Genomic DNA, 19,235 nt, shown 5'->3' with positions numbered 1-19,235 from the left:
ATTCCTTATTTATATCGGTTATCTGCATTTTGGTATTTTTCATCATGAAGATGATCAATAAACTCATTGGAGATTTCCCCCAAATGAATCATTTGTTCTCCTTGGTCAATTGTTTCTCCAGTTTGGAAATATGACCCTGGAATTGTAAAGTCAATTAATGGTTCACCTGCAATACTAGATATACCGATATACAAATTATCAGGTGCTTCCTTCATTTTTAGCAGTTCTTTTAAGGAGATATTCTGATTGTTGACTTTAAATTGAACCTTGATTTCATAAGTGTCAATGGTTTCAGTGAGTATTTGCACCAATTCATCCAGCTGTTCTTCGGTAAGGTCGGTGGTATCATCAAGACCTACAAATTTTTCCAAAAGGGAGTCGTACAAATCCATTTGGTCCAGCTGATATTTGTTTTTCTCTTCTACCTGCCCAAGATAATTAAAAAACTTCTCAGACTCTTCTTCAGTAAGCCCAATTTCGTTTAATTCACTTTCTATATCAGCCATATACTCATCATGATTGACATAAAAGTCTAATGCAGAATCCAAATCCTCTATGAACTTATACTCCCCCAGAGAATCACCAAAATGATTCAACAAATCATCCATTTCTTTCTGGGACAAATGATACTTCGTTAATAGTTCCTGCAAATTTTGTTCATTGATAGGTGTTCCGAGGAACTCACGAAGTTCATCAATTGAAGCAAATTCATCCATGGGAATTTCATAAAAGTCAAGGTAATCCTGAAGTTCTTGCTTCGTCCAACCAATTTCCTGCAAATACTGGTTTAGTTCTGAATCTGATGGCGCTGCAGATACAAAAGGAACACTAAACAAAAACATGAACAGGATGAAGGAAAAGCTAATGATCCTCTTTAAATTCAAATTTATTTCCCTCCTCAGAACATTGTTCAATATTAATGTTCCCTTTGTAAAAAAGTTAAGAAATGAAAATTATTGGCTGATTTGGTTAAATAAAAAATTGGTAAAAAAAAGATGCCTCATATCGGCACCTGTTTCGATTAATAAAAACAAGCAAGCTGGAGAACCTATTTAAACCAGCCTTTTTCCTTTGATTGGGTTATGGCTTCAATCCGGTTTTTCACCTCCAGTTTATCGAGAATAATGGAGATGTAATTCCGGACCGTCCCTGTTTTGATACTAAGCTCTTCCGCTATTTCTTTTGTGTTTTTGCCGTCTGCTACCAGTTCTAATACCTCACGTTCCCGGTCTGTTAATGGATTTTCTTCGGCGTACACATCATCCATTAATTCTGGCGCATAAATTCGCCTTCCTGCCACAACACTTCGGATGGAACTTGCCAATTCTTCACTTGGGCTATCCTTTAAAAGATATCCGCTTACCCCTGCCTTTAAAGCCCGCTGAAAATACCCTGATCGGGCAAAGGTTGTCAAAATGATCACCTTGCAGCTTAGACACTTAATTTCCTCTGCGGCCTCAAGTCCGCTTTTGCCGGGCATCTCAATATCCATTATACAAACATCAGGACTTAGATTCTTGACAAGAGTAACAGCATCTTCTCCGTTGGTGGCCTTCCCGACTACCTCCATGTCCTCTTCCAAATTAAGTAATGACCCAAAAGCTCCGAGAAGCATTTGTTGATCTTCGGCGATGACAATCCTAATCATTTCCAACTCTCCTATCTTGGCGAGGTTTTAAGTCTACTGGGACTTTAATAATTATAGCAGTACCATTGCTTGTCAATAGCTCTAAACTGCCGTTGATAAATTCCAGCCTTTCCTGCATCCCTCTTAAACCATGGCCATCAGAAATTTTCCCCTTGGCAGTTTTAAATGAACCATTATCATGTATCGTCATCACGACTTCTTTCCGCGTTTGATCAATAGAAATTAAACAACTGCTAGCCCCGCTGTGTTTCACAACATTATTAATCGCTTCTTTTAAGCACATGCTTAAAATATTCTCAGTAAATGGCGTGACGTTTGTTAAAATAAATTCTCCTCTGCATTCCAGATTGATTTGAGCCGCTGCAAGCATTTGTTTAATACGCTGAATTTCATCCTTTAAACGAATTCCCCGCATGGAGGAAACCATTTTTCTTACTTCACTTAGTGCAGTTCGGGCCGTAGCTTGAACATCTTTTAGTTCGTTTCGGGCTTGATCGGGGTCCTTCGAGATTAATTTTCTTGCTAAATCAGACTTTAGCCCAATCATGGAAAGTTTTTGCCCCAGTGTATCATGAAGGTCGCGGGCAATCCGTTCCCGCTCCTCGAGTTTAATCAGTTCAGAAATCCGTTTGTTGGCATCCTCGAGTTTTTCTTCAAGCTGCCCTCTCTCCTTGCGGTTATGAATACTAAATGGAAGGAGAATGACGCTAATCCAAATAATGATGACAAATGGGAGTTGCTGCAAAAACAATTTTTCATGGATGACAATGCTGTAATTGATGGAAGCGGAAGTACTTAGCAAATGGATAAAGTACAATGTAAAGAAAGCAACCCGATCCTTGATATTTCCTAGATAGTAAGCAAGAAAAAAAGCGAAATATACATAGCTGAAAAGGCTGGTTGCCGTTATGGAAATCGCAATCAAAATCATTGTCCAAACATATACAAGCCAGCCTTTGGAAATAAAGGCAATCCGATAGAAAATAAAGAACGCCAATGTCAGCGCAATCCCAACAACGATTTGCAGTGTTGTTGGAGCCTGAAATATAAAATAAAATGGCAAAATACAAAGAACAGTCCAAATATACGGTGCAATCCCGTTCGCTTTTTGGAATGTCAGTAAACTCTTTAGCATAGCTGAACCTCTTTTTTTCCTGAAATCCTTTACTTTCTATCATAGCCCAAAACGATTAAATTTTCCTCTTTATACTCTTTATTTTATGAAAACAAAACAGCTTTAAAGCCCATGAATAAAAAATAAAAACACGGCTATCCAAATGGACAGCCGTGTTTAAAATCATTATTTTGCATTTACAAATACTTTTACACTTTCTTCAAGGCGATTAACCACTTGTTGATGGCTTTTTCTTGCTGCTTTTACATAACCATTTGTAACTTGCTGCCAGCTGCCTCTACGCGCTCTTGAGTACTCAACATATTTTTCACTATTCTCAATAAAACTATTTTCGGTGCGAGCAACCAAATCAAGTCCCGCAGCGATTGGAGCAGCCACCAATTGTTCAATCCTGCCATTTACTTCTTCAATTTGTTCTTTTAATTCTGGGCGAACAACCTTTTTTGCTTCTTCTTTTACAAGTCCGTTGGAAACACCCTTGACTAATTCACTATTGGTGTTTCTAAAAGTACGGTATAGATTTCCAAGCGAAAATCTGAATTCTTGATTAAACTTTACTACCTCTTTAACTGCATTTAAGTAAGCATCTTCCCTGCTTTCACGAATCTTTCTGGCACGGTCTAAGGATTGTTCATATTGATTCCAAAGTGTGTCAACTAATTGGTTGGTCTGAAGAGATTCTTCAGCTTGGCCATTTTTCTTTGTTGTGCTCATATTTCTTCCTCCTTTTTCATTATTAGTCCAGTCGCTTAAAGCTGGCATTTTCTTTATGTAATTTCATTGCTAGTCTATATATGTAATTTACACCTATGTGTTATATTTTGTCAACACCGATTATATAATAAAATAATCAGAATATTGTAAATGTATATATTATAGAAATGAAGGAAACAAAGGTTATTAAAAATCACAGGGAGGAATGCAATTTGCGTAATTTTTTTAAAGTCACCCACGAAATTCCTTATTTACGACTCGGTGCCGGTGAGCCTTTAGTTTTTATTCATGGACTTGGGGAGGTAAAAGAAGGTTGGTTACATCAGTTTGAATTAGCAGATCAATATGACTTAATTATTCCTGATTTACGAGGACACGGTGAATATCAAAAGCCTGGTGAGATTTCAATAAAAAACTTCGCAGCCGATTGTATAAGTCTTATTAAAGGGCTAGGCTTTGAAAGCGCCCACATATGCGGTTTATCCATGGGCGGTATGGTTGCACAAGAGATTTACCGTCAGGCACCAGAAGTGTGCCGTTCCTTAATGCTGGTCAGCACGTTCCATTATGCCCCGAAAAATTTCGGGAAATTATTTTTAGCCTATAGAAAGGCACGGGCAGAGAATAAGTCTCCAGACATTACAAGAGAAACTGCAGCAAAGGTTTGCCTGTATACTTGGTCGGATGAGAATTTTGAGCAATTTTACGAATTTTACCGTCCGAACAAGGAATATTATTTTAAAGCCATGGAAGCGTGTCTTAAGGTCAATAATTTAACACTCCTTCCAAAAATCGAGGTGCCGACCCTTATTATTGGCGGACAATATGATTCCGTAACACCTGTCTGGATTCAATATTTAATGCATAAACAAATCCGCCACTCCGAGTTTGTCGTTTTTAGAAATACCGGTCATGTTGCTAAACTTGAAGCAAAAGACGCGTTTAATGAAGTGCTTCGCAATTTTTTGAATAAACATCAGGCTGCAAGTTAAGGGGAAGGAAATTATTCCTTCCTCTTTTATGCAACACTATTTACTATATATGTCCTTGTACCGTACTTTATTCCTATTTCTTTATTATAGGGGATTGGAACGGCTGGATGCCCATTGATCTACAATTTTGCCAAATAATCCAGAGAGTGCCAGTCCTACATGCCCCGTTTCAACAACCACATACGTTTTATCCTCGCTGGAAACTAGGTCCATGATTGGTTTACTTTGATCTTCCAAGATTAAATGGTCTCTAGAACCAGAAATCACATATAAGTTGGCTTTAATATTTTTTAAGTCCGCCTTTTTATTGCCAATGACCAACTCGCCCTTTACCAGTTTATTTTCTTTAAAAAGGTCATTGGATAATTGACGGTAGGCTTCTCCTGCAAATGGAACCTGATCAACTGTCCACTTGTTCATCCGCTGCCATTTATCAACATAACGCTGGTCATGTGCCCTTGAAAGCAGCAATGTGTAGTTAGTAAAATAAACAGGTGCTTGCATTGCCCTGAACATGCCTTCGACCATTTTAGGCGGGATGTTGCCATAAACATCTATAAAGCTGTCTATGTTAATATCACCGTTTCTAATGCCTTCTGTCCATTTATCCGGACCAATAGCCGGTTGGAAATCAATTGGCACAGTTGCAACGATTAAATTTTTAATTGGCTCATCAGCAATTGACGCATAAATGGAAGCAATCGTTCCGCCCAGGCAATAGCCGACAACGGTAATTTCATCCGCTCCGGAATGGCGGATTGCACGCTTGACCGCAGTTCTTAAATACTTGTCGATATAAGTATCGAGACCAATTTTTTTGTCCTCGTAGCCTGGTGCACCCCAATCTAACAAATACACCTCATAGCCTAAATTTGTGAGACCCTCGATCACGCTGGTCTTGGGAGCAACATCTAAAATATATGGCTTATTAAACAAGGAGTAAACAAAAAATAATGGAATTTCATATTTTTTTTGTTTAGCTGGATAATGCCATAATACCGATTTATTTTTGCGCCATACTTCCTTTCTTGGCGAGTGCCCCATTTTCGGCGCAGGTCCAGTTAATGCTTTAACAACATTCTTCCAACGAGCCGTTTCTTTCTCATAATTCAATTCCGGAATCAAATTCCTAAAAGGTGTCTCTACAGCCACGGTAATGTTTCCCTCCCTTTAAAATTATTTAGATGATCCTGCACTAGAAAACACAGGTTGCTCCGTTTTTTCCTTTTCAATCAAACCCTTAATAGCGTCAAGTTCTTCTTTAAAGTTACTTAACTTCAATAGTTCAAATTTCATTTCCTGAAGTTCGGCGTGCAGGCTCTTTGTATCAGACAGTTCTTTTTTTGACTTAACCAGATCTTGTTTTAGCTGTTTTGTCAGTTTAATGATTTCCTTGGAGACTTCTACGACACTTTCAATCTCTTTACTCTGTGATTTTACAGAATCTTGTAAATCCCAAATTTGCTCTTCAAGAGCCTCCATTTTCTCTTCTGCTTGAATCGTTAAGTTTGCCACATTTGTAACGTCGCTCTTCGTCGGTAAATTTAGGACACTTGCGAAGGCTTCTTGATTTTTTTTCAATTGCTCCAGATAACGGGTTTGCACTTCAGTTCCGAAATTGGACATTTTGACAAACTCATTGTTATTCGTCCACAGGTAGATAAAATCATTGATTTGCTTTTCCCACAAAAGACTTAACTTATGAAAGGATTCATACGGATCATATTTTTTCTCTGACATTAACATTCACCTCGTTATGATTTTGTTGATTCAACCGCGTTTTTCATGAATTTTTGAAAAGGAAAAATGGCTGCTTTTAATTGTTTTGAGAATAAATCAACAAATATTTTTTGATTTTCATATAGTACATTAGTAGTTTTCTTTACACTTTCAATATATTTTTCACGTGCTTTTTTCCTGAAAGCCAGATATTGCTCGACGACATCCAGATACTTGTCTAGTGCCTGACCGCCGGTTAACGCCTTTACCGGAGTTAACAGTAGATTTGCCGTTTTTTGTTGAATGTCATCCACAACTTTATTGATTTCCTCATAAGATTTAACAGGGAAGAAATGCTGCAAAGTCGTGGTTGTCACAAGTAATTCTTCACGCGCAGCTTTTTCCCATTCCTTGACTTCTCGGTCAAATTGCTCAGTGACCGCTTTTAGATTGTCCTGATTGCGCTTAACGCTTTCTACATAGTTCTTAACCGCTGACAAGAATAGCTCATCGCGCTTATTAAAACGATTAGCCCATGCATCTAATTCATCAAAGCCAATCTTCCAAATCAGCTCAAGGCTTGACAATTGATTTTCAACATTAACCTCAACCTCTAACTCTTTTTCATTTTTCTCAGTCATTGGTTATTCCTCCATTTCGAATTCTATTTGAAATAATCGCTTTAGTTGTATTAATTCCTTTTCAAGCGATGTAAGATTACCTGCTTTTAATTCTTTTTCTTCCGTCCGCAAAACAACCAGCAGTTCTTCCCATGATTGTCGTACCATTTTTAAATGAGTTAAATTTATTTGCTGCCTTTTTTTTAAACTATAGATTGTGTCGTCGAGCAGGTCGATTTTCTCCACACAATCTACCAATCTAATTGAAAGCTCTGCTACTTCATCTTTATTGGGAAGGTCTAATCGTTTTAACCATCTAGTTGTTAATTTTCTATGAATTTTTAACCGAGCCAAATGGGCATCCATTGCCCTCCCCCATGCTAGGGTAAAGCCCCGGCTATTAGTGAGTTCATGGATTCTTTTATTTATTTTCGCTTCGAGTTCTCTGGAAAAAGCAACTTCGTCCTGGTGCGTGGTTTCCATTTGATTCCCTCTTACTAACCGGTTAGTATGTTCTTCTTAACATATGTACTAATATATCAATCTAAACATATTTAATGGAACCCTACAAGGCTATCTCTTAAAAATTCAGAAAAATTTTAAAAAGTGCTTGCGGACTTATTCTACACTTGCAGTCGTTCCACCATCAACCACCAGTACATGACCGAATACATAGTCTGATGCTGATGATGCTAAAAATAGCGCCGGCCCCTTCATATCTTCATCGGAACCAAAACGTCCTGCAGGTGTACGATCAAGAATACTTTCACCAGAATAGCCCAAAATGGCATTGGTCATTTTTGTTGGGAAAAACCCTGGTGCAATGGCATTCACATGGACATTATGCGGTGCCAATTTTACTGCTAAATCTTTCGTTAATGTAATGACGGCACCCTTGCTGACAGAATAACCAATGGCATCCATGACTTCAGGTTTCTGACCGCCCATACCGGCAATCGAAGCAATATTAATGATTTTTCCGGAACGCTGCTCGACCATAATTTTTCCAACAGCCTGAGAAAATAAAAACACTGCTTTCAGGTTGATATCCATTACCTTATCCCATTTATCTGCTGGCATTTCAAGTGCAGGGGCTCCCCAGCTTGTGCCGCTGTTATTAACCAAGATATCAATTGAGCCAAATTCTTTTAGCGTTTCGTCCACAACATGCTGGATATCTTCAGGATTTGATACATCACATTTAAATGCAAGTGAGCGAACACCTTTTTCCTTAAGCGCATCGCTTAATTGCTGACATGCTTCAACATCTCTTGAACAAACAACAACATTAGCACCTGCTTCTGCATACACAGTGGCAATTTGCTGTCCTAAGCCTCTGCCACCGCCTGTAACAATCGCCGTTTTTCCTTGTAAACTGAATAAATCTTGTAAACTCATCTTAAATTCCTCCTAGTTGACTATTAGGCTTTTACTTTTTGTTTTTCTTGGTCTCTTAATACTCTTCTTAGCAGTTTCCCAACTGAAGATTTTGGCAGCTCCGGAAGGATTTCTACATCTTTTGGCGCCTTATATGGTGCTAGGTTTTCCTTTCCAAACTGTTTGATTTCTTCTTCGCTAATAGAATAACCCGCTTTTAGCTTTACATAAGCCTTTACGGTTTCGCCGCGGTAAGGGTCTGGAACGCCCACTACCACCACTTCTTCGATTTCTTCCAGCTGATAGAGAACCCCTTCAATTTCGGTTGGATAAACATTGAAGCCGCTTGCAATAATCATATCTTTCTTGCGGTCAACAATATAAAAGTATCCATCTTCATCCATTCTTGCCATATCGCCAGTAAACAGCCAGCCATCCTTTATTACTGCATCCGTATCTTCAGGACGATTCCAGTATCCTTTCATAACCTGCGGCCCTTTGACGATGATCTCCCCAGCCTCACCAACCGGTGCATCGACAAAGCCATCTTCTGTTTCGTGAACGATTCTGGCAATTGTACTTTGAACTGGAATGCCTATACTTCCGTGCTTTCTTGGCACAAATGGAGGACTAAAAATGACTGTTGGTGCTGCTTCAGATAAACCGTATCCATCACGCAGCTGTTTCCCTGTCCTCTTTTCAAACACTTTGGCCGCTTCTATTGGAAGTGGAGCACCACCGCAGTTCACGTAATATAGTGAATCAAAACCAGCATCCTCTAGTCCCTCTTGACTGTTTAATGCAAAGAACATGGTTGGAACACCTGAGAATTGGAATGGTTTTTCACGTTTGACAATCTCCATTACTTCCTTTGGATCGAAGCGCGGCAGGATAATTTGGTTAGCACCTTCTCTGATTCCGCAAAGCGCAACACTTGATAATCCATAGACATGGAACATCGGCAATACAGTTATGATTTTAAAATCTTCTGGTTTGTCATCACATGTTTTATAAGCAAAATCACAAACCTGTGTTAAATTGGCTAAAAGATTCGTATGGGTAAGCATTACCCCTTTGGAGAGACCGGTTGTTCCACCGGTATATTGAAGCACAGCGACATCTTCATCACGGTCAATGTCTACCTCTGGAAGACTAGCTTCCTTATCAAGGATTTCATCGAAATAAACATCACCATCTGCAAGATCAATTTTGGCACCGCCAAAATTAACAACAATCACCTTTTTTAACGAAGTATTTGACTGGACCTTTTTCACTTTTGGGTAAAGCGCATCGAGGACCACTATGAACTCTGAACCGGAGTCATTTAAAACATGCTCTATTTCTCTTTCAACATACATGGGATTAACTTGGACATTGATCCCTCCAAGGCGAAAAGTCCCGAATAAAGTAAATATGTAATGAGGTGAATTTGGCAGCATTATGGCTAAACGACTGCCTTTAACAAATCCTGCTCTATGTAAGGCTGAAGCAAATTGGTCAACAATCGTTTTGGTATCATTGAAGCTGGTTACATTTCCCAAAAACGTCATTGCCGGTTTCGTATTAAAACGATTTACCGATTTCTCCAGAAAGTGGTAAAGAGAATTATACTCAATCTGAAGATGCTCATCCAACCTTGAATCATAAACTTTAAGCCACGGCTTTTGCTGATAAACCATAAAAAACTATGCCTCCTCTTGATATTAAAGTAAAACAAAGATTGTTGTTAGAATATTAATATAATTTTAATTATTGAAGCAAAGTTTAGATTTGTAAACCAATGCTTATCGACAAAATTCCACAAATACCACCAAATATCCTTAAGGTACCATTTATTAAATTCATTCCATATTTAATTCATGGGTTTTTTTTAATAAAATCCCTTTTACCCAAAATAGTTCTTTGTCGAATATTGTTGGAATTTTTCCCCATTCACTCCCCGCCCAATCTACCCCCCCGCCGAAGCCAACTGAATGACACTATCTTAGGAAAACGCTTTCATTTTGAGGTGAATAACAAAAAGGTGTCAGGCACCACAAAAAGACATTTGTCCTTGTTCCGTGGACAGTTTAGGTGCACGCAATCAGTCCATGAATTTGTGATTTTTAGACATGTCCTTAGGGCTATGGTCATATATTTTAATATTATGATTAAAGGAGTTGTGCTTGCGTGCCGATTACGAATGCAAATGGAATTGATCTTTATTATGAGGTTCATGGTGAAGGGGAGCCGCTTTTATTGATTATGGGGTTATCCCTTGATTCCAGGTCATGGTATAGAACTTTGCCAGCTCTATCGGAACACTATAAAGTAATTATTTTTGATAATCGTGGTGTAGGCTTAAGCGATAAGCCCAATACCCCGTATTCTATTGAATTGATGGCAGAAGATGCACGGGCAGTCCTCGATGCTGCAGGAGTTAATGTTGCACATGTTTATGGTATTTCCATGGGCGGAATGATTGCCCAAAGGCTGGCACTAAAATATCCAGAACGGATTAAATCCCTTATCCTTGGGTGTACCACTTCCGGCGGTACACATCATGTTCAGCCAGGAGCGGATGTCTCTATGCTTATGCTGTCCAGGGCTTCGTCCACTGCGACTCCTGAGGAAATGGCATGGGCCACTGCCCCCATCCTATACAGCCAATCATTTATTGAAAATCAGCGCAATCTCGTAGCAGAGGATATTAAAGTAAGAATCGAAAGGCCGATTCTTCCATACGCATACATGCTTCAGCTCCAAGCATGCCTTGCCCACGACACTTACAGTGAACTGCAACAACTTAAAGTACCAACTCTAGTTATTCACGGCGATGAAGATCGTTTAGTCCCATATGAAAATGGCGTTACCTTGGCAGAGAATATCGAAAATGCCGAATTTTTAACAGTTAAAGGCGCAGGGCATATCTATGTTACCGAAGCCACTGAGCTAGTTAATCAAAAAGCACTGGAATTTCTAAAAAAACAATAATCCAGAAAAATGCCCTATCGAGCACGACTGGGCATTTTTCTGTGCAGCTAAAACTATTAAACTTTATCCTACAAGCAAATGGAATATAAATATATTAAGCCTTCACTTTTGCAATCTCTTCATCCCGCAAAACTCTTCTAAGCAGCTTTCCAACTGACGATTTTGGCAATTCCACTAGTATTTCTACCTCTTTAGGAGCCTTATAAGGTGCCAGGTTGGCTTTTGCAAACGCAATAATCTCTTCTACAGAAATTCCACAGCCATCTTTTAGTTTAATAAACGCCTTCACCGTTTCCCCACGATAGCTATCAGGAACACCGATTACGATCGCCTCTTCTACACCCTCCAGCTTATAGAGGACTTCTTCCACCTCGCGCGGATATACATTGTAACCGCTGGCAATAATCATGTCCTTCTTCCGGTCAAGAATATAAAGATAGCCATCTTCATCCATTTTTGCAATGTCACCAGTGAACAGCCAGCCATCCTTGATTACATCTTCCGTATCTTTCGGACGGTTCCAATATCCTTTCATGACCTGAGGCCCTTTAACAATTAATTCTCCTGATTCACCAACGGGGACATCCACATATTCTCCGTCTTCAATCTCCCGGACAATTCTAACCACTGTACTTGGTACCGGTATGCCGATACTTCCATACTTTCTTGGTAAAAACGGCGGATTGAATGCAATCGTTGGAGATGCTTCAGAAAGCCCGTAGCCATCGCGGAGGGTTGAACCTGTAATATTTTCAAATGCTTTCGCCTGCTCCACTGGTAACGGCGCCCCGCCGCTGCCTGCATAATATACATCTGCAAAACCGCAATCCTTTAATGCTTCAGGCAAACTATTCAATGCAAAATACATGGTTGGAACTCCAGCAAAGATAAATGGCTTTTCCCGCTTAATGGTTTCCATAACCTCTTTTAAATCAAAGCGAGGCAGGATAATCTGGTTAGCGCCTTCGCGAATTCCGCAAAGAGCTACACTTGACAATCCATAGACGTGAAACATTGGCAGGACGGTAATCATTTTAAAAGAGTCTGGGACATCATCACAGGTATTATAAATAAAATCGCAGACCTGATTGAAATTCGCTAAAAGATTGTAGTGGGTCAGCATAACGCCTTTCGGCACACCAGTTGTTCCACCAGTATATTGCAGGACCGCGACATCCTCATGCGGGTCTATTTCCACTTCTGGAAGTTTGACATCATCTTGAAGTGCTGCTTCAAAATAATAATCTCCTTCGCCGAGCTCGCCTCGGTTACCGGTTAAGTTCACTGCTACGACCCTTTTTAGAGATGTGCTCGGCTGGACCTTTTTAACCCTAGGATAGAATGAGTCCAGCACAATCATATATTTAGCACCCGAGTCCTCCAAAACGTATTCGATTTCCCTTTCGACATACATTGGATTCATTTGGACAACAATCCCGCCTAAACGAAAAACTGCAAATAAGCTGAATATATAGTGAGGGCAATTAGGAAGCATAATTGCGGCTCGGTCGCCCTTTTTAAAGCCTTCTTTATGTAATGCAGACGCGAGTCTGTCGACCATCCATTTTGTTTCCTTGAAGCTATAAACTTTCCCATAAAAAGTGAATGCTGGTTTTTCGCTAAAACGTTCTACGGCACTTTCTAAAAAATCATAAAGAGACTCGTGCTTTACACTTACATGCTCTTCCACTCTAGGATCATACCATTTCAACCAAGGCTTTTGCTGATACACCATTACACATCCTCCTCAAAAATTTAATGAATGGTCATACTCCAACAGGCAATTTTCATAAAAAATACTTATTGGAATATAATTCAATTTAAATTATTGATAGGTTTGGAAAAATTGTAAACGCGATAATCTCGACACATTTCGGCATGTACCCTGTTATTTATGGACTAAACTCCCTTAATTATCTACCTTCGGGGCTGTCAACGACAGAAAGATGTCGAAATTCGGCAATTTATCAGAAGTATTTCACAAAACTTTAACAATTTTTTATGAATAACTTTTGACAAAAAAAAGACGACCCGTTAAAAGGATCATCCTTCATTACATTATTTTTTTAACATTTGAAAAACCTGCTCAACGTCTTTATCCCCGCGTCCTGAAAGATTTACAATTAACACATCGTCCGATGATAATTCTTTGGCTAGCTTCACAGCATGGGCAACCGCATGAGAACTTTCAAGCGCTGGAATAATGCCTTCTGTTTTACTCAAAAGTTGAAACGCTTCTAACGCTTCCTGACCGGTTGCTGTAACATACTCCGCTCTGCCGCTCTCTTTTAAATAGCTGTGTTCTGGACCAACACCTGGATAGTCCAGACCTGCCGCAATGGAATAGGTTGGCTTTGGCTCCCCTTTTTCATCGATTAGTGTCAAGCATTTAAAACCGTGGATAACAGCCGGCACCCCTTCTGTCAAGGTCGGAGCCTCTGCTGGTTCAACACCAATTAACCGGACAGTTTTCTCATCGATATAATGGGCAAATGCACCGATGGCATTGCTGCCCCCACCTGCACAGGCAATCACGGCTGTTGGGAGCTTTCCTTCTTTTTCAAGAACCTGGCGCTTTGATTCCTCACTGATAATCGCTTGGAAATGCTTCACCATGGTTGGATATGGATGCGGGCCAACTGCTGAACCAAGCAAATAAAAAGTATTTTGATAGTTTTGGACAAGGTCCCCTAAAGCTTCATCTACAGCATCCTTTAAACGCCCCTGTCCTTTGGTTACTGGGATCACCTTTGCCCCCAATAATTCCATACGGAAAACATTTAACGCTTGCCGCTCTGTGTCCAATTTTCCCATATAGATGATACATTCCATGTCAAACATCGCACAGGCGGTTGCGGTTGCTACACCATGCTGGCCAGCGCCCGTTTCTGCGATAATCCGCTTCGCTCCCATCCGTTTAGCTAACAAAATCTGCCCAATCGCATTATTAATTTTATGGGCCCCGGTATGATTTAAATCTTCCCGTTTCAAATAGATTTTCGCCCCGCCAATTTGTTTTGTTAAATTTTCGGCGAATGTTAGCGGATTTTCTCTTCCAATGTATTCCCTGAGATAATAATTATATTCTTCAATGAATTCGGGATCATCCTTGTATTTTAAAAATTGCTGTTCTAATTTGTTTAGAACTCCTTGTAAATCCTCTGGAACAAAACTGCCTCCGAATTCTCCAAAATACCCTTTGCTTGCTACGCTCAAATTTTCCATACTCATCTCTACTCGTCTCCTTCAAAAACAATTTATAAGCAAAACAATAACTGAATATTAAAATAGTATCACTATTTTAATATTCTGCCAATAATCAGCTTTAGGCCTGTGAGGTAAGCGGATGTTTAAACCCATTTGGCAATGAAACACCTGTAAGATTTTTGATAAATAAAACATTACTGGATTTATCAACCTTAGTCTTAAGCGGCAGCACGTCATCCTCAGGCTGGAAGTGAAAAACAACTTTTGCAGTATTCTTATTAACAAGTTTCATTAAAATCGTTATTAATTCTACTTTCCCCTTATTAATAATATCATAAAGGTGAAGCGTATCCTCCTCATGCTGCATGATGACTACAGCCTGCTCATCCTGGGCATAGTAGAGGTCTTGGTTAAAGACCATCAAACAATAAAACATTAGCAGCTCCTCTGTTCCGTGTGTCCCAAAGGCAGCTGACCCCGATAGCCGTCCAGCTGCCAATCTATAAATAAATGCTAAATCTTCAACGTTTCTCCCATTTAATTTTCGTATGCCGGTTTCGTTTTTTGCCTCGAACGAACGGTCCAGTGAAAATTGGAGTTCTTCATATTCTTTAAAACCAAACTTTGGATAAAAATCTAGCACAGATTGATTAGCAAATAAATACATTAAATCTATATCCTTGTAATCTTCCAAAACCTGATCCATCAGTTTTTTGGACAAACCTTGATTTCGATAATCGGGATGCGTCATGACCGTACCGATTTGGACAGACTGTTTTTTTTCGTTATCAATGATTAAATCCACAAGATTTACTGATACATTTGCTACGACTCTACCATATTCAATATACGAATATGGTATATATTTTTCTGTCCAGAAGCCGTGCTGATACCACACTTCGAAGTCAATGCCAAAGATGGAGGAAGCTAATTCATTAAAACTTTTTCTTAAGAGTTCGTTTTCTTGATAGCCCTTTGCGAATACCAATTCTTTCATACGGACACCATCCTTTCTGGAAACCAAACCATATTATACCATTCCATATAATAGATGAATCCATAAAAATATTAAAGGATTTTCGAAAATGATATAGAAGAGGTAAATGTTGGTTTATTTTTCATCCAAAAAGTCTATTTAGGAGGAACGAAAAATGCGAAACGAAGATATGCTGCTTATCCCCGGCCCGACACCTGTCGTTGATTCCATTTATGATGCGCTGGCACAGGAAACCCGGGGTCATACTGACCCAAGATTTGTGAAAATATTTAAGAGTGCTATTGAAAAAACAAGAGAGATGTTTAAAACAGACGGGGAAGTGTTTGTTGTTTCCGGGTCCGGAACCCTTGCGATGGAAATGGCCCTTGTAAATACAGTGGCTGCAGGAGAGAAAATACTTGTCATCAGTCAAGGCTACTTTGGGGACCGCTTTATCCATTTAGGAAAAGCATTTGGAATTGAGGTTGACGTCATTCAGTCAGAATGGGGCAGTCAGGTTCAGACAAAGGAAGTAGAGGAAAAATTAACTGCTGGGAATTACAAAGCCGTTACCATTACCCATGCCGATACTTCAACAGGTGTCGCCGCAAACTTGGATGCACTTGTGCCTCTTATAAAAAAACACGGGGCATTAGTTATTCTCGATGGTGTCTGCGCCACTGCGGCGATGGAAGAAGATATGAGCAAGGCATACGGCCATCCGGATTATAAAATCGATGTTGTGTTAACAGGATCGCAGAAAGCAATCGGTGTACCCCCAGGACTGGCAGTTGTCGCCTTTAACCAATCGGCATTGGCCGCACGTGAAAAAATCGAGCGTGTACCAGCCTACTATTGTGACATCCATAATTGGATCCCAATTATGAATGATCCTGGCAAATACTTTGCAACACCGCCGGTAAACCTCATTTACGCCTATGACGAGGGAATGAAATTGGTGCTTGCCGAAGGGATGGAAAATCGCTATAAACGTCACAAAGCTTACGGACGAGCAGTCCGGTCCGCTCTCGCCGAATATGGGATGAAGGCAATAGCCGATGAGGATGTCGCTGCCGCTACTCTTAGCTGTATTCTGTACCCAGAAGGCTTGAACGATGCCGCCTTCCGCGCTGCCCTTGCCGAAAAAGGTGTCATTGTCGCCGGTGCGCTTGCGCATTTAGCAGGAAAGGCGTTCCGAATCGGCCATATGGGCAACACCACAAATGAAATGCTTGAAAAAGCAGTTGTTTTAATCGGGGAAACGATGAAGGAAATGGGCTTTCCAGTAAATCCGGAAAAGGCAGCTGTAGTTTTCCAGCAGTGCCTAACGCCATTGAAAATGTAATGCAGAAAGACCTGTCCCAAAGTAAGGGCAGGTCTTTTTAGCTTAGCTTATTTCCGCTTAATGATATAGCTTTTAAAGGCATTTAAGAAGTTGGATTTATTCTAATATAAATTAAGGCACAATATTCCCTGCTGCTTTATAAATTTGATACCATTCTTCTCTAGTTAATTTGATTTCAGATCCCATGCAGGCATCGTGCATTCGACCTGGATTGGTTGTTCCGAGTACGACCTGGATGTTGGCCGGATGGCGGGTAATCCAAGCAACCGCAATCGCAGTGTTGGTGACACCGTATTTTTCAGCAATTCCGTCAATAGTTTTGTTCAATTCAGGAAAACGTTCCAAATCCCCAAGGAATGAACCTTCAAAAAAGCCGTGCTGAAATGGAGACCATGCTTGAATGGTTAAATCGTTCAAACGGCAGTATTCTAAAATGCTGCTATCACGATTAATAGCCTGATCAATTTTCATATTTAAGGAAATTCCCGAGTCAATCATCGGAGTATGGGCGATGCTAAACTGAAGCTGGTTGATCACCAGTTTAAATGGTATGTATTTTTGCAGCAGTTCAATTTGGGACGGATTGTGGTTCGACACACCAAAATATTTTACCTTTCCGCTTGTATGAAGCTGTTGAAAAGCTTCAGCAACTTCCTCAGGCTCCATTAGCGGGTCAGGGCGGTGCAGAAGGAGAATATCAAGATAGTCCGTTTTTAAACGTGTTAAGATACCTTCAACAGAATTCAGGATATGATCCTTTGAAAAATCAAAAAAGCCTTCCGGCAAACGGATCCCGCATTTGCTCTGCAAAATCATGTTTTCACGAATTTGCGAATTTATTTGAATGGCGTCAGAAAATATTTCTTCGCATTTACCTCTTCCGTAAATATCGGCATGGTCAAAGAAATTGATCCCTTCTTCCAAAGCCGTACGGATTAACTTTTCTGCCTCTGGCACCGATAACGAGGTTAACCGCATATTGCCCATAATCAGGTTAGAAGCTTTTAAATCGGTATTGGCAATGTTTATATATTTCACTCTTAATTCCTTCTTTCTTTGTCATTTCCTTATTACATATTAAAAAAGCCATTGTAAAAATACAATGGCTTTAATGAAGCATTCATACTATTTCTTTAACCGAGAAATCATATTCATAACATATACGGTATAATTGTTCAATTTCCCACTGTGTGGGGACTTTTGGGTTATTGGCTGGACTGCCGCTATCTAATGCATCCTTGGCCATTTTACTGATGGCGCCGGTAAATTTATGTCTGTCGATTCCCCACTCCATTAAATTCGGTATTTTTAAAGCAGAACATAGCTGCTTGACCGATTCTACTGCAAATTTCGCCCTTTCTTCTTTTGAACGATTGGAATGGTTGGGGGCAAAGATATCCCCTAAATCGGATAGCCTGTCAATGCAGGAATCCTTACTAAATTCAAGTACAGCCGGAAGCAGCATGGCATTGGAATACCCATGTGGAACATGAAACAGCGCCCCAATCGGCCTCGACATTCCATGTACCAGACATACAGACGCATTGGAAAACGCCATTCCTGCCTGAAGGGCGCCAAGCGACATGGCTTCCCTTGCTTCAAGGTTTTCTCCATTCGTATAAGCTTGATAAAGATTTTGGACAATGAGTTTCATGGCTGATAATGCCAGCGAATCTGTCATAGGATGCCCTTTTTTGGAAAGATATGCTTCAATGGCATGGCTTAATGCATCCACGCCTGTTGCGGCAGTTACATGCTGCGGTGAGGAAATGGTTAAGAGCGGGTCGACTATAGCTATTGAAGGCATGAACGCCGGTTGTTTGACCATGATTTTTACATTCGTGGAAGGGTCGGTAATGACCGTGACATCAGTTGCTTCTGAACCCGTTCCGGCTGTGGTAGGAATCGCGATATGCGGGATTGGCATCGCTTCAGCAATCTTTCTGCCGCCTGCATAGTCACCAATATCCCCTCCGTTTGTTACTAATACAGCAACTGCTTTGGCGGTATCGATACAACTACCGCCGCCAATGGATATAAGTAAATTACACTTTTCCAAACTGAACTGCTCAAGTGCTTCAGAAACATAGTTGACTGTCGGTTCAGAGTCTACGCCTAGAAATACACGGCTTTGAACACCATGAGCTGCTAATAACTGTTTGCATTTTTCAACAACCCCAAGGTGATTCATGACTTTGTCTGAAATAATTAACGCTCTATCCCCTAATCCTGCGGTTTCCACTCCTACTCGGTTAAATGCCTGTTTTCCATAAACGATACTTTGCGGAGTCCTAAAATAAGCAATATCCCTCATCAAAAAAATCCCCCTTCCTATGTAAACGATTACATAATAACAAAAGGAGAAAAAGAATTGTGTTGAAACTTGTTATATTCATTCAATTTTTTTAAAACCTTTTGAGCCTAAGCACCAATAAAAAATTATTGAACCATACCTAATTGTCTGTCATATTCCATGATAATCCGGGACAAACTGATTAGTACGATATATGTTTACTTTAAAAATGAGCA

Annotated in this window: 18 protein-coding genes; 3 read left to right on the top strand and 15 right to left on the bottom strand. The window is 40.0% G+C overall.

The annotated features are described in order from the left end of the window. Window positions 1-5: 5 nt before the first annotated feature. The 4 genes from V5M37_RS08205 to V5M37_RS08190 form a co-directional block, all read right to left on the bottom strand. Window positions 6-884 carry a processed acidic surface protein gene (locus V5M37_RS08205; RefSeq protein WP_423801538.1) on the bottom strand — a complete coding sequence of 293 codons (879 nt, stop codon included), beginning with the start codon at window positions 882-884 and terminating at the stop codon, window positions 6-8. A 164-nt stretch (window positions 885-1,048) separates the two neighbouring features. Continuing rightward, a complete protein-coding gene (locus tag V5M37_RS08200) occupies window positions 1,049-1,648 on the bottom strand; it encodes a response regulator transcription factor (RefSeq protein ID WP_213140959.1) in 600 nt (199 codons plus the stop codon). Next, window positions 1,641-2,783 (bottom strand): sensor histidine kinase, encoded by a 1,143-nt coding sequence (locus tag V5M37_RS08195; RefSeq protein ID WP_423801537.1) that lies wholly within the window; start codon window positions 2,781-2,783, stop codon window positions 1,641-1,643. Before V5M37_RS08195 ends, V5M37_RS08200 begins: the two co-directional genes overlap by 8 nt. 165 nt (window positions 2,784-2,948) lie before the next feature. Further along, the gene (locus tag V5M37_RS08190; protein WP_423801536.1) at window positions 2,949-3,497 is read right to left on the bottom strand and encodes a hypothetical protein; all 549 of its coding nucleotides are present in this window, start codon (window positions 3,495-3,497) and stop codon (window positions 2,949-2,951) included. Between the two features lie 212 nt (window positions 3,498-3,709). On the opposite strand from V5M37_RS08190, the gene V5M37_RS08185 reads away from it, so the two are divergent. After that, window positions 3,710-4,489 carry an alpha/beta fold hydrolase gene (locus V5M37_RS08185; protein ID WP_213140962.1) on the top strand — a complete coding sequence of 260 codons (780 nt, stop codon included), beginning with the start codon at window positions 3,710-3,712 and terminating at the stop codon, window positions 4,487-4,489. Between the two features lie 84 nt (window positions 4,490-4,573). Here V5M37_RS08185 and V5M37_RS08180 read toward each other — a convergent pair whose 3' ends face one another. The 6 genes from V5M37_RS08180 to V5M37_RS08155 all read right to left on the bottom strand — a co-directional run bounded on the left by V5M37_RS08180 (window position 4,574) and on the right by V5M37_RS08155 (window position 9,884). Further along, window positions 4,574-5,641 (bottom strand): alpha/beta fold hydrolase, encoded by a 1,068-nt coding sequence (locus V5M37_RS08180; RefSeq protein ID WP_423801535.1) that lies wholly within the window; start codon window positions 5,639-5,641, stop codon window positions 4,574-4,576. A gap of 24 nt (window positions 5,642-5,665) precedes the next feature. Further along, a complete protein-coding gene (locus tag V5M37_RS08175; protein WP_241114071.1) occupies window positions 5,666-6,229 on the bottom strand; it encodes a polyhydroxyalkanoate biosynthesis repressor PhaR in 564 nt (187 codons plus the stop codon). Between the two features lie 14 nt (window positions 6,230-6,243). Further along, window positions 6,244-6,849, bottom strand: coding sequence for a hypothetical protein (locus V5M37_RS08170; protein WP_423801534.1), 606 nt, complete (start codon window positions 6,847-6,849; stop codon window positions 6,244-6,246). Window positions 6,850-6,852: 3 nt separating this feature from the next. Next, window positions 6,853-7,311 (bottom strand): hypothetical protein, encoded by a 459-nt coding sequence (locus V5M37_RS08165; RefSeq protein WP_423801533.1) that lies wholly within the window; start codon window positions 7,309-7,311, stop codon window positions 6,853-6,855. A 135-nt stretch (window positions 7,312-7,446) separates the two neighbouring features. Beyond that, a complete protein-coding gene (locus tag V5M37_RS08160; RefSeq protein WP_423801532.1) occupies window positions 7,447-8,226 on the bottom strand; it encodes an SDR family oxidoreductase in 780 nt (259 codons plus the stop codon). A 23-nt stretch (window positions 8,227-8,249) separates the two neighbouring features. Beyond that, window positions 8,250-9,884, bottom strand: coding sequence for a long-chain-fatty-acid--CoA ligase (locus tag V5M37_RS08155; RefSeq protein ID WP_423801531.1), 1,635 nt, complete (start codon window positions 9,882-9,884; stop codon window positions 8,250-8,252). Between the two features lie 490 nt (window positions 9,885-10,374). On the opposite strand from V5M37_RS08155, the gene V5M37_RS08150 reads away from it, so the two are divergent. Beyond that, complete coding sequence (locus tag V5M37_RS08150) at window positions 10,375-11,178, top strand: alpha/beta fold hydrolase (RefSeq protein ID WP_423801530.1); 804 nt, start codon at window positions 10,375-10,377, stop codon at window positions 11,176-11,178. Window positions 11,179-11,272: 94 nt separating this feature from the next. On the opposite strand, the gene V5M37_RS08145 is transcribed toward V5M37_RS08150, so the two are convergent. From V5M37_RS08145 to V5M37_RS08135, 3 genes are all read right to left on the bottom strand, one after another. After that, a complete protein-coding gene (locus V5M37_RS08145; protein ID WP_423801529.1) occupies window positions 11,273-12,913 on the bottom strand; it encodes a long-chain-fatty-acid--CoA ligase in 1,641 nt (546 codons plus the stop codon). Between the two features lie 323 nt (window positions 12,914-13,236). After that, window positions 13,237-14,403 (bottom strand): tryptophan synthase subunit beta, encoded by a 1,167-nt coding sequence (gene trpB / locus V5M37_RS08140; protein WP_423802590.1) that lies wholly within the window; start codon window positions 14,401-14,403, stop codon window positions 13,237-13,239. A gap of 100 nt (window positions 14,404-14,503) precedes the next feature. Beyond that, a complete protein-coding gene (locus V5M37_RS08135; RefSeq protein ID WP_423801528.1) occupies window positions 14,504-15,382 on the bottom strand; it encodes a GNAT family N-acetyltransferase in 879 nt (292 codons plus the stop codon). A gap of 154 nt (window positions 15,383-15,536) precedes the next feature. Here V5M37_RS08135 and V5M37_RS08130 point away from each other — a divergent pair, with 154 nt between their 5' ends. Then, a complete protein-coding gene (locus V5M37_RS08130) occupies window positions 15,537-16,706 on the top strand; it encodes a pyridoxal-phosphate-dependent aminotransferase family protein (RefSeq protein WP_423801527.1) in 1,170 nt (389 codons plus the stop codon). 111 nt (window positions 16,707-16,817) lie between these two features. Here the strand turns inward: V5M37_RS08130 and V5M37_RS08125 are convergent, their stop codons facing one another. Beyond that, a complete protein-coding gene (locus V5M37_RS08125; protein ID WP_423801526.1) occupies window positions 16,818-17,744 on the bottom strand; it encodes an aldo/keto reductase in 927 nt (308 codons plus the stop codon). Window positions 17,745-17,826: 82 nt separating this feature from the next. Beyond that, entirely contained in the window at window positions 17,827-19,020 is a 1,194-nt protein-coding gene (locus tag V5M37_RS08120; RefSeq protein WP_423801525.1) for an iron-containing alcohol dehydrogenase, read from the bottom strand. Window positions 19,021-19,235: the final 215 nt, after the last annotated feature.

This window comes from Neobacillus sp. SAB-20_R2A (assembly GCF_049568635.1).
GTDB classification, from domain to species: domain Bacteria; phylum Bacillota; class Bacilli; order Bacillales; family Cytobacillaceae; genus Neobacillus; species Neobacillus citreus.
This window is presented reverse-complemented; position numbering and strand designations above follow the sequence as displayed.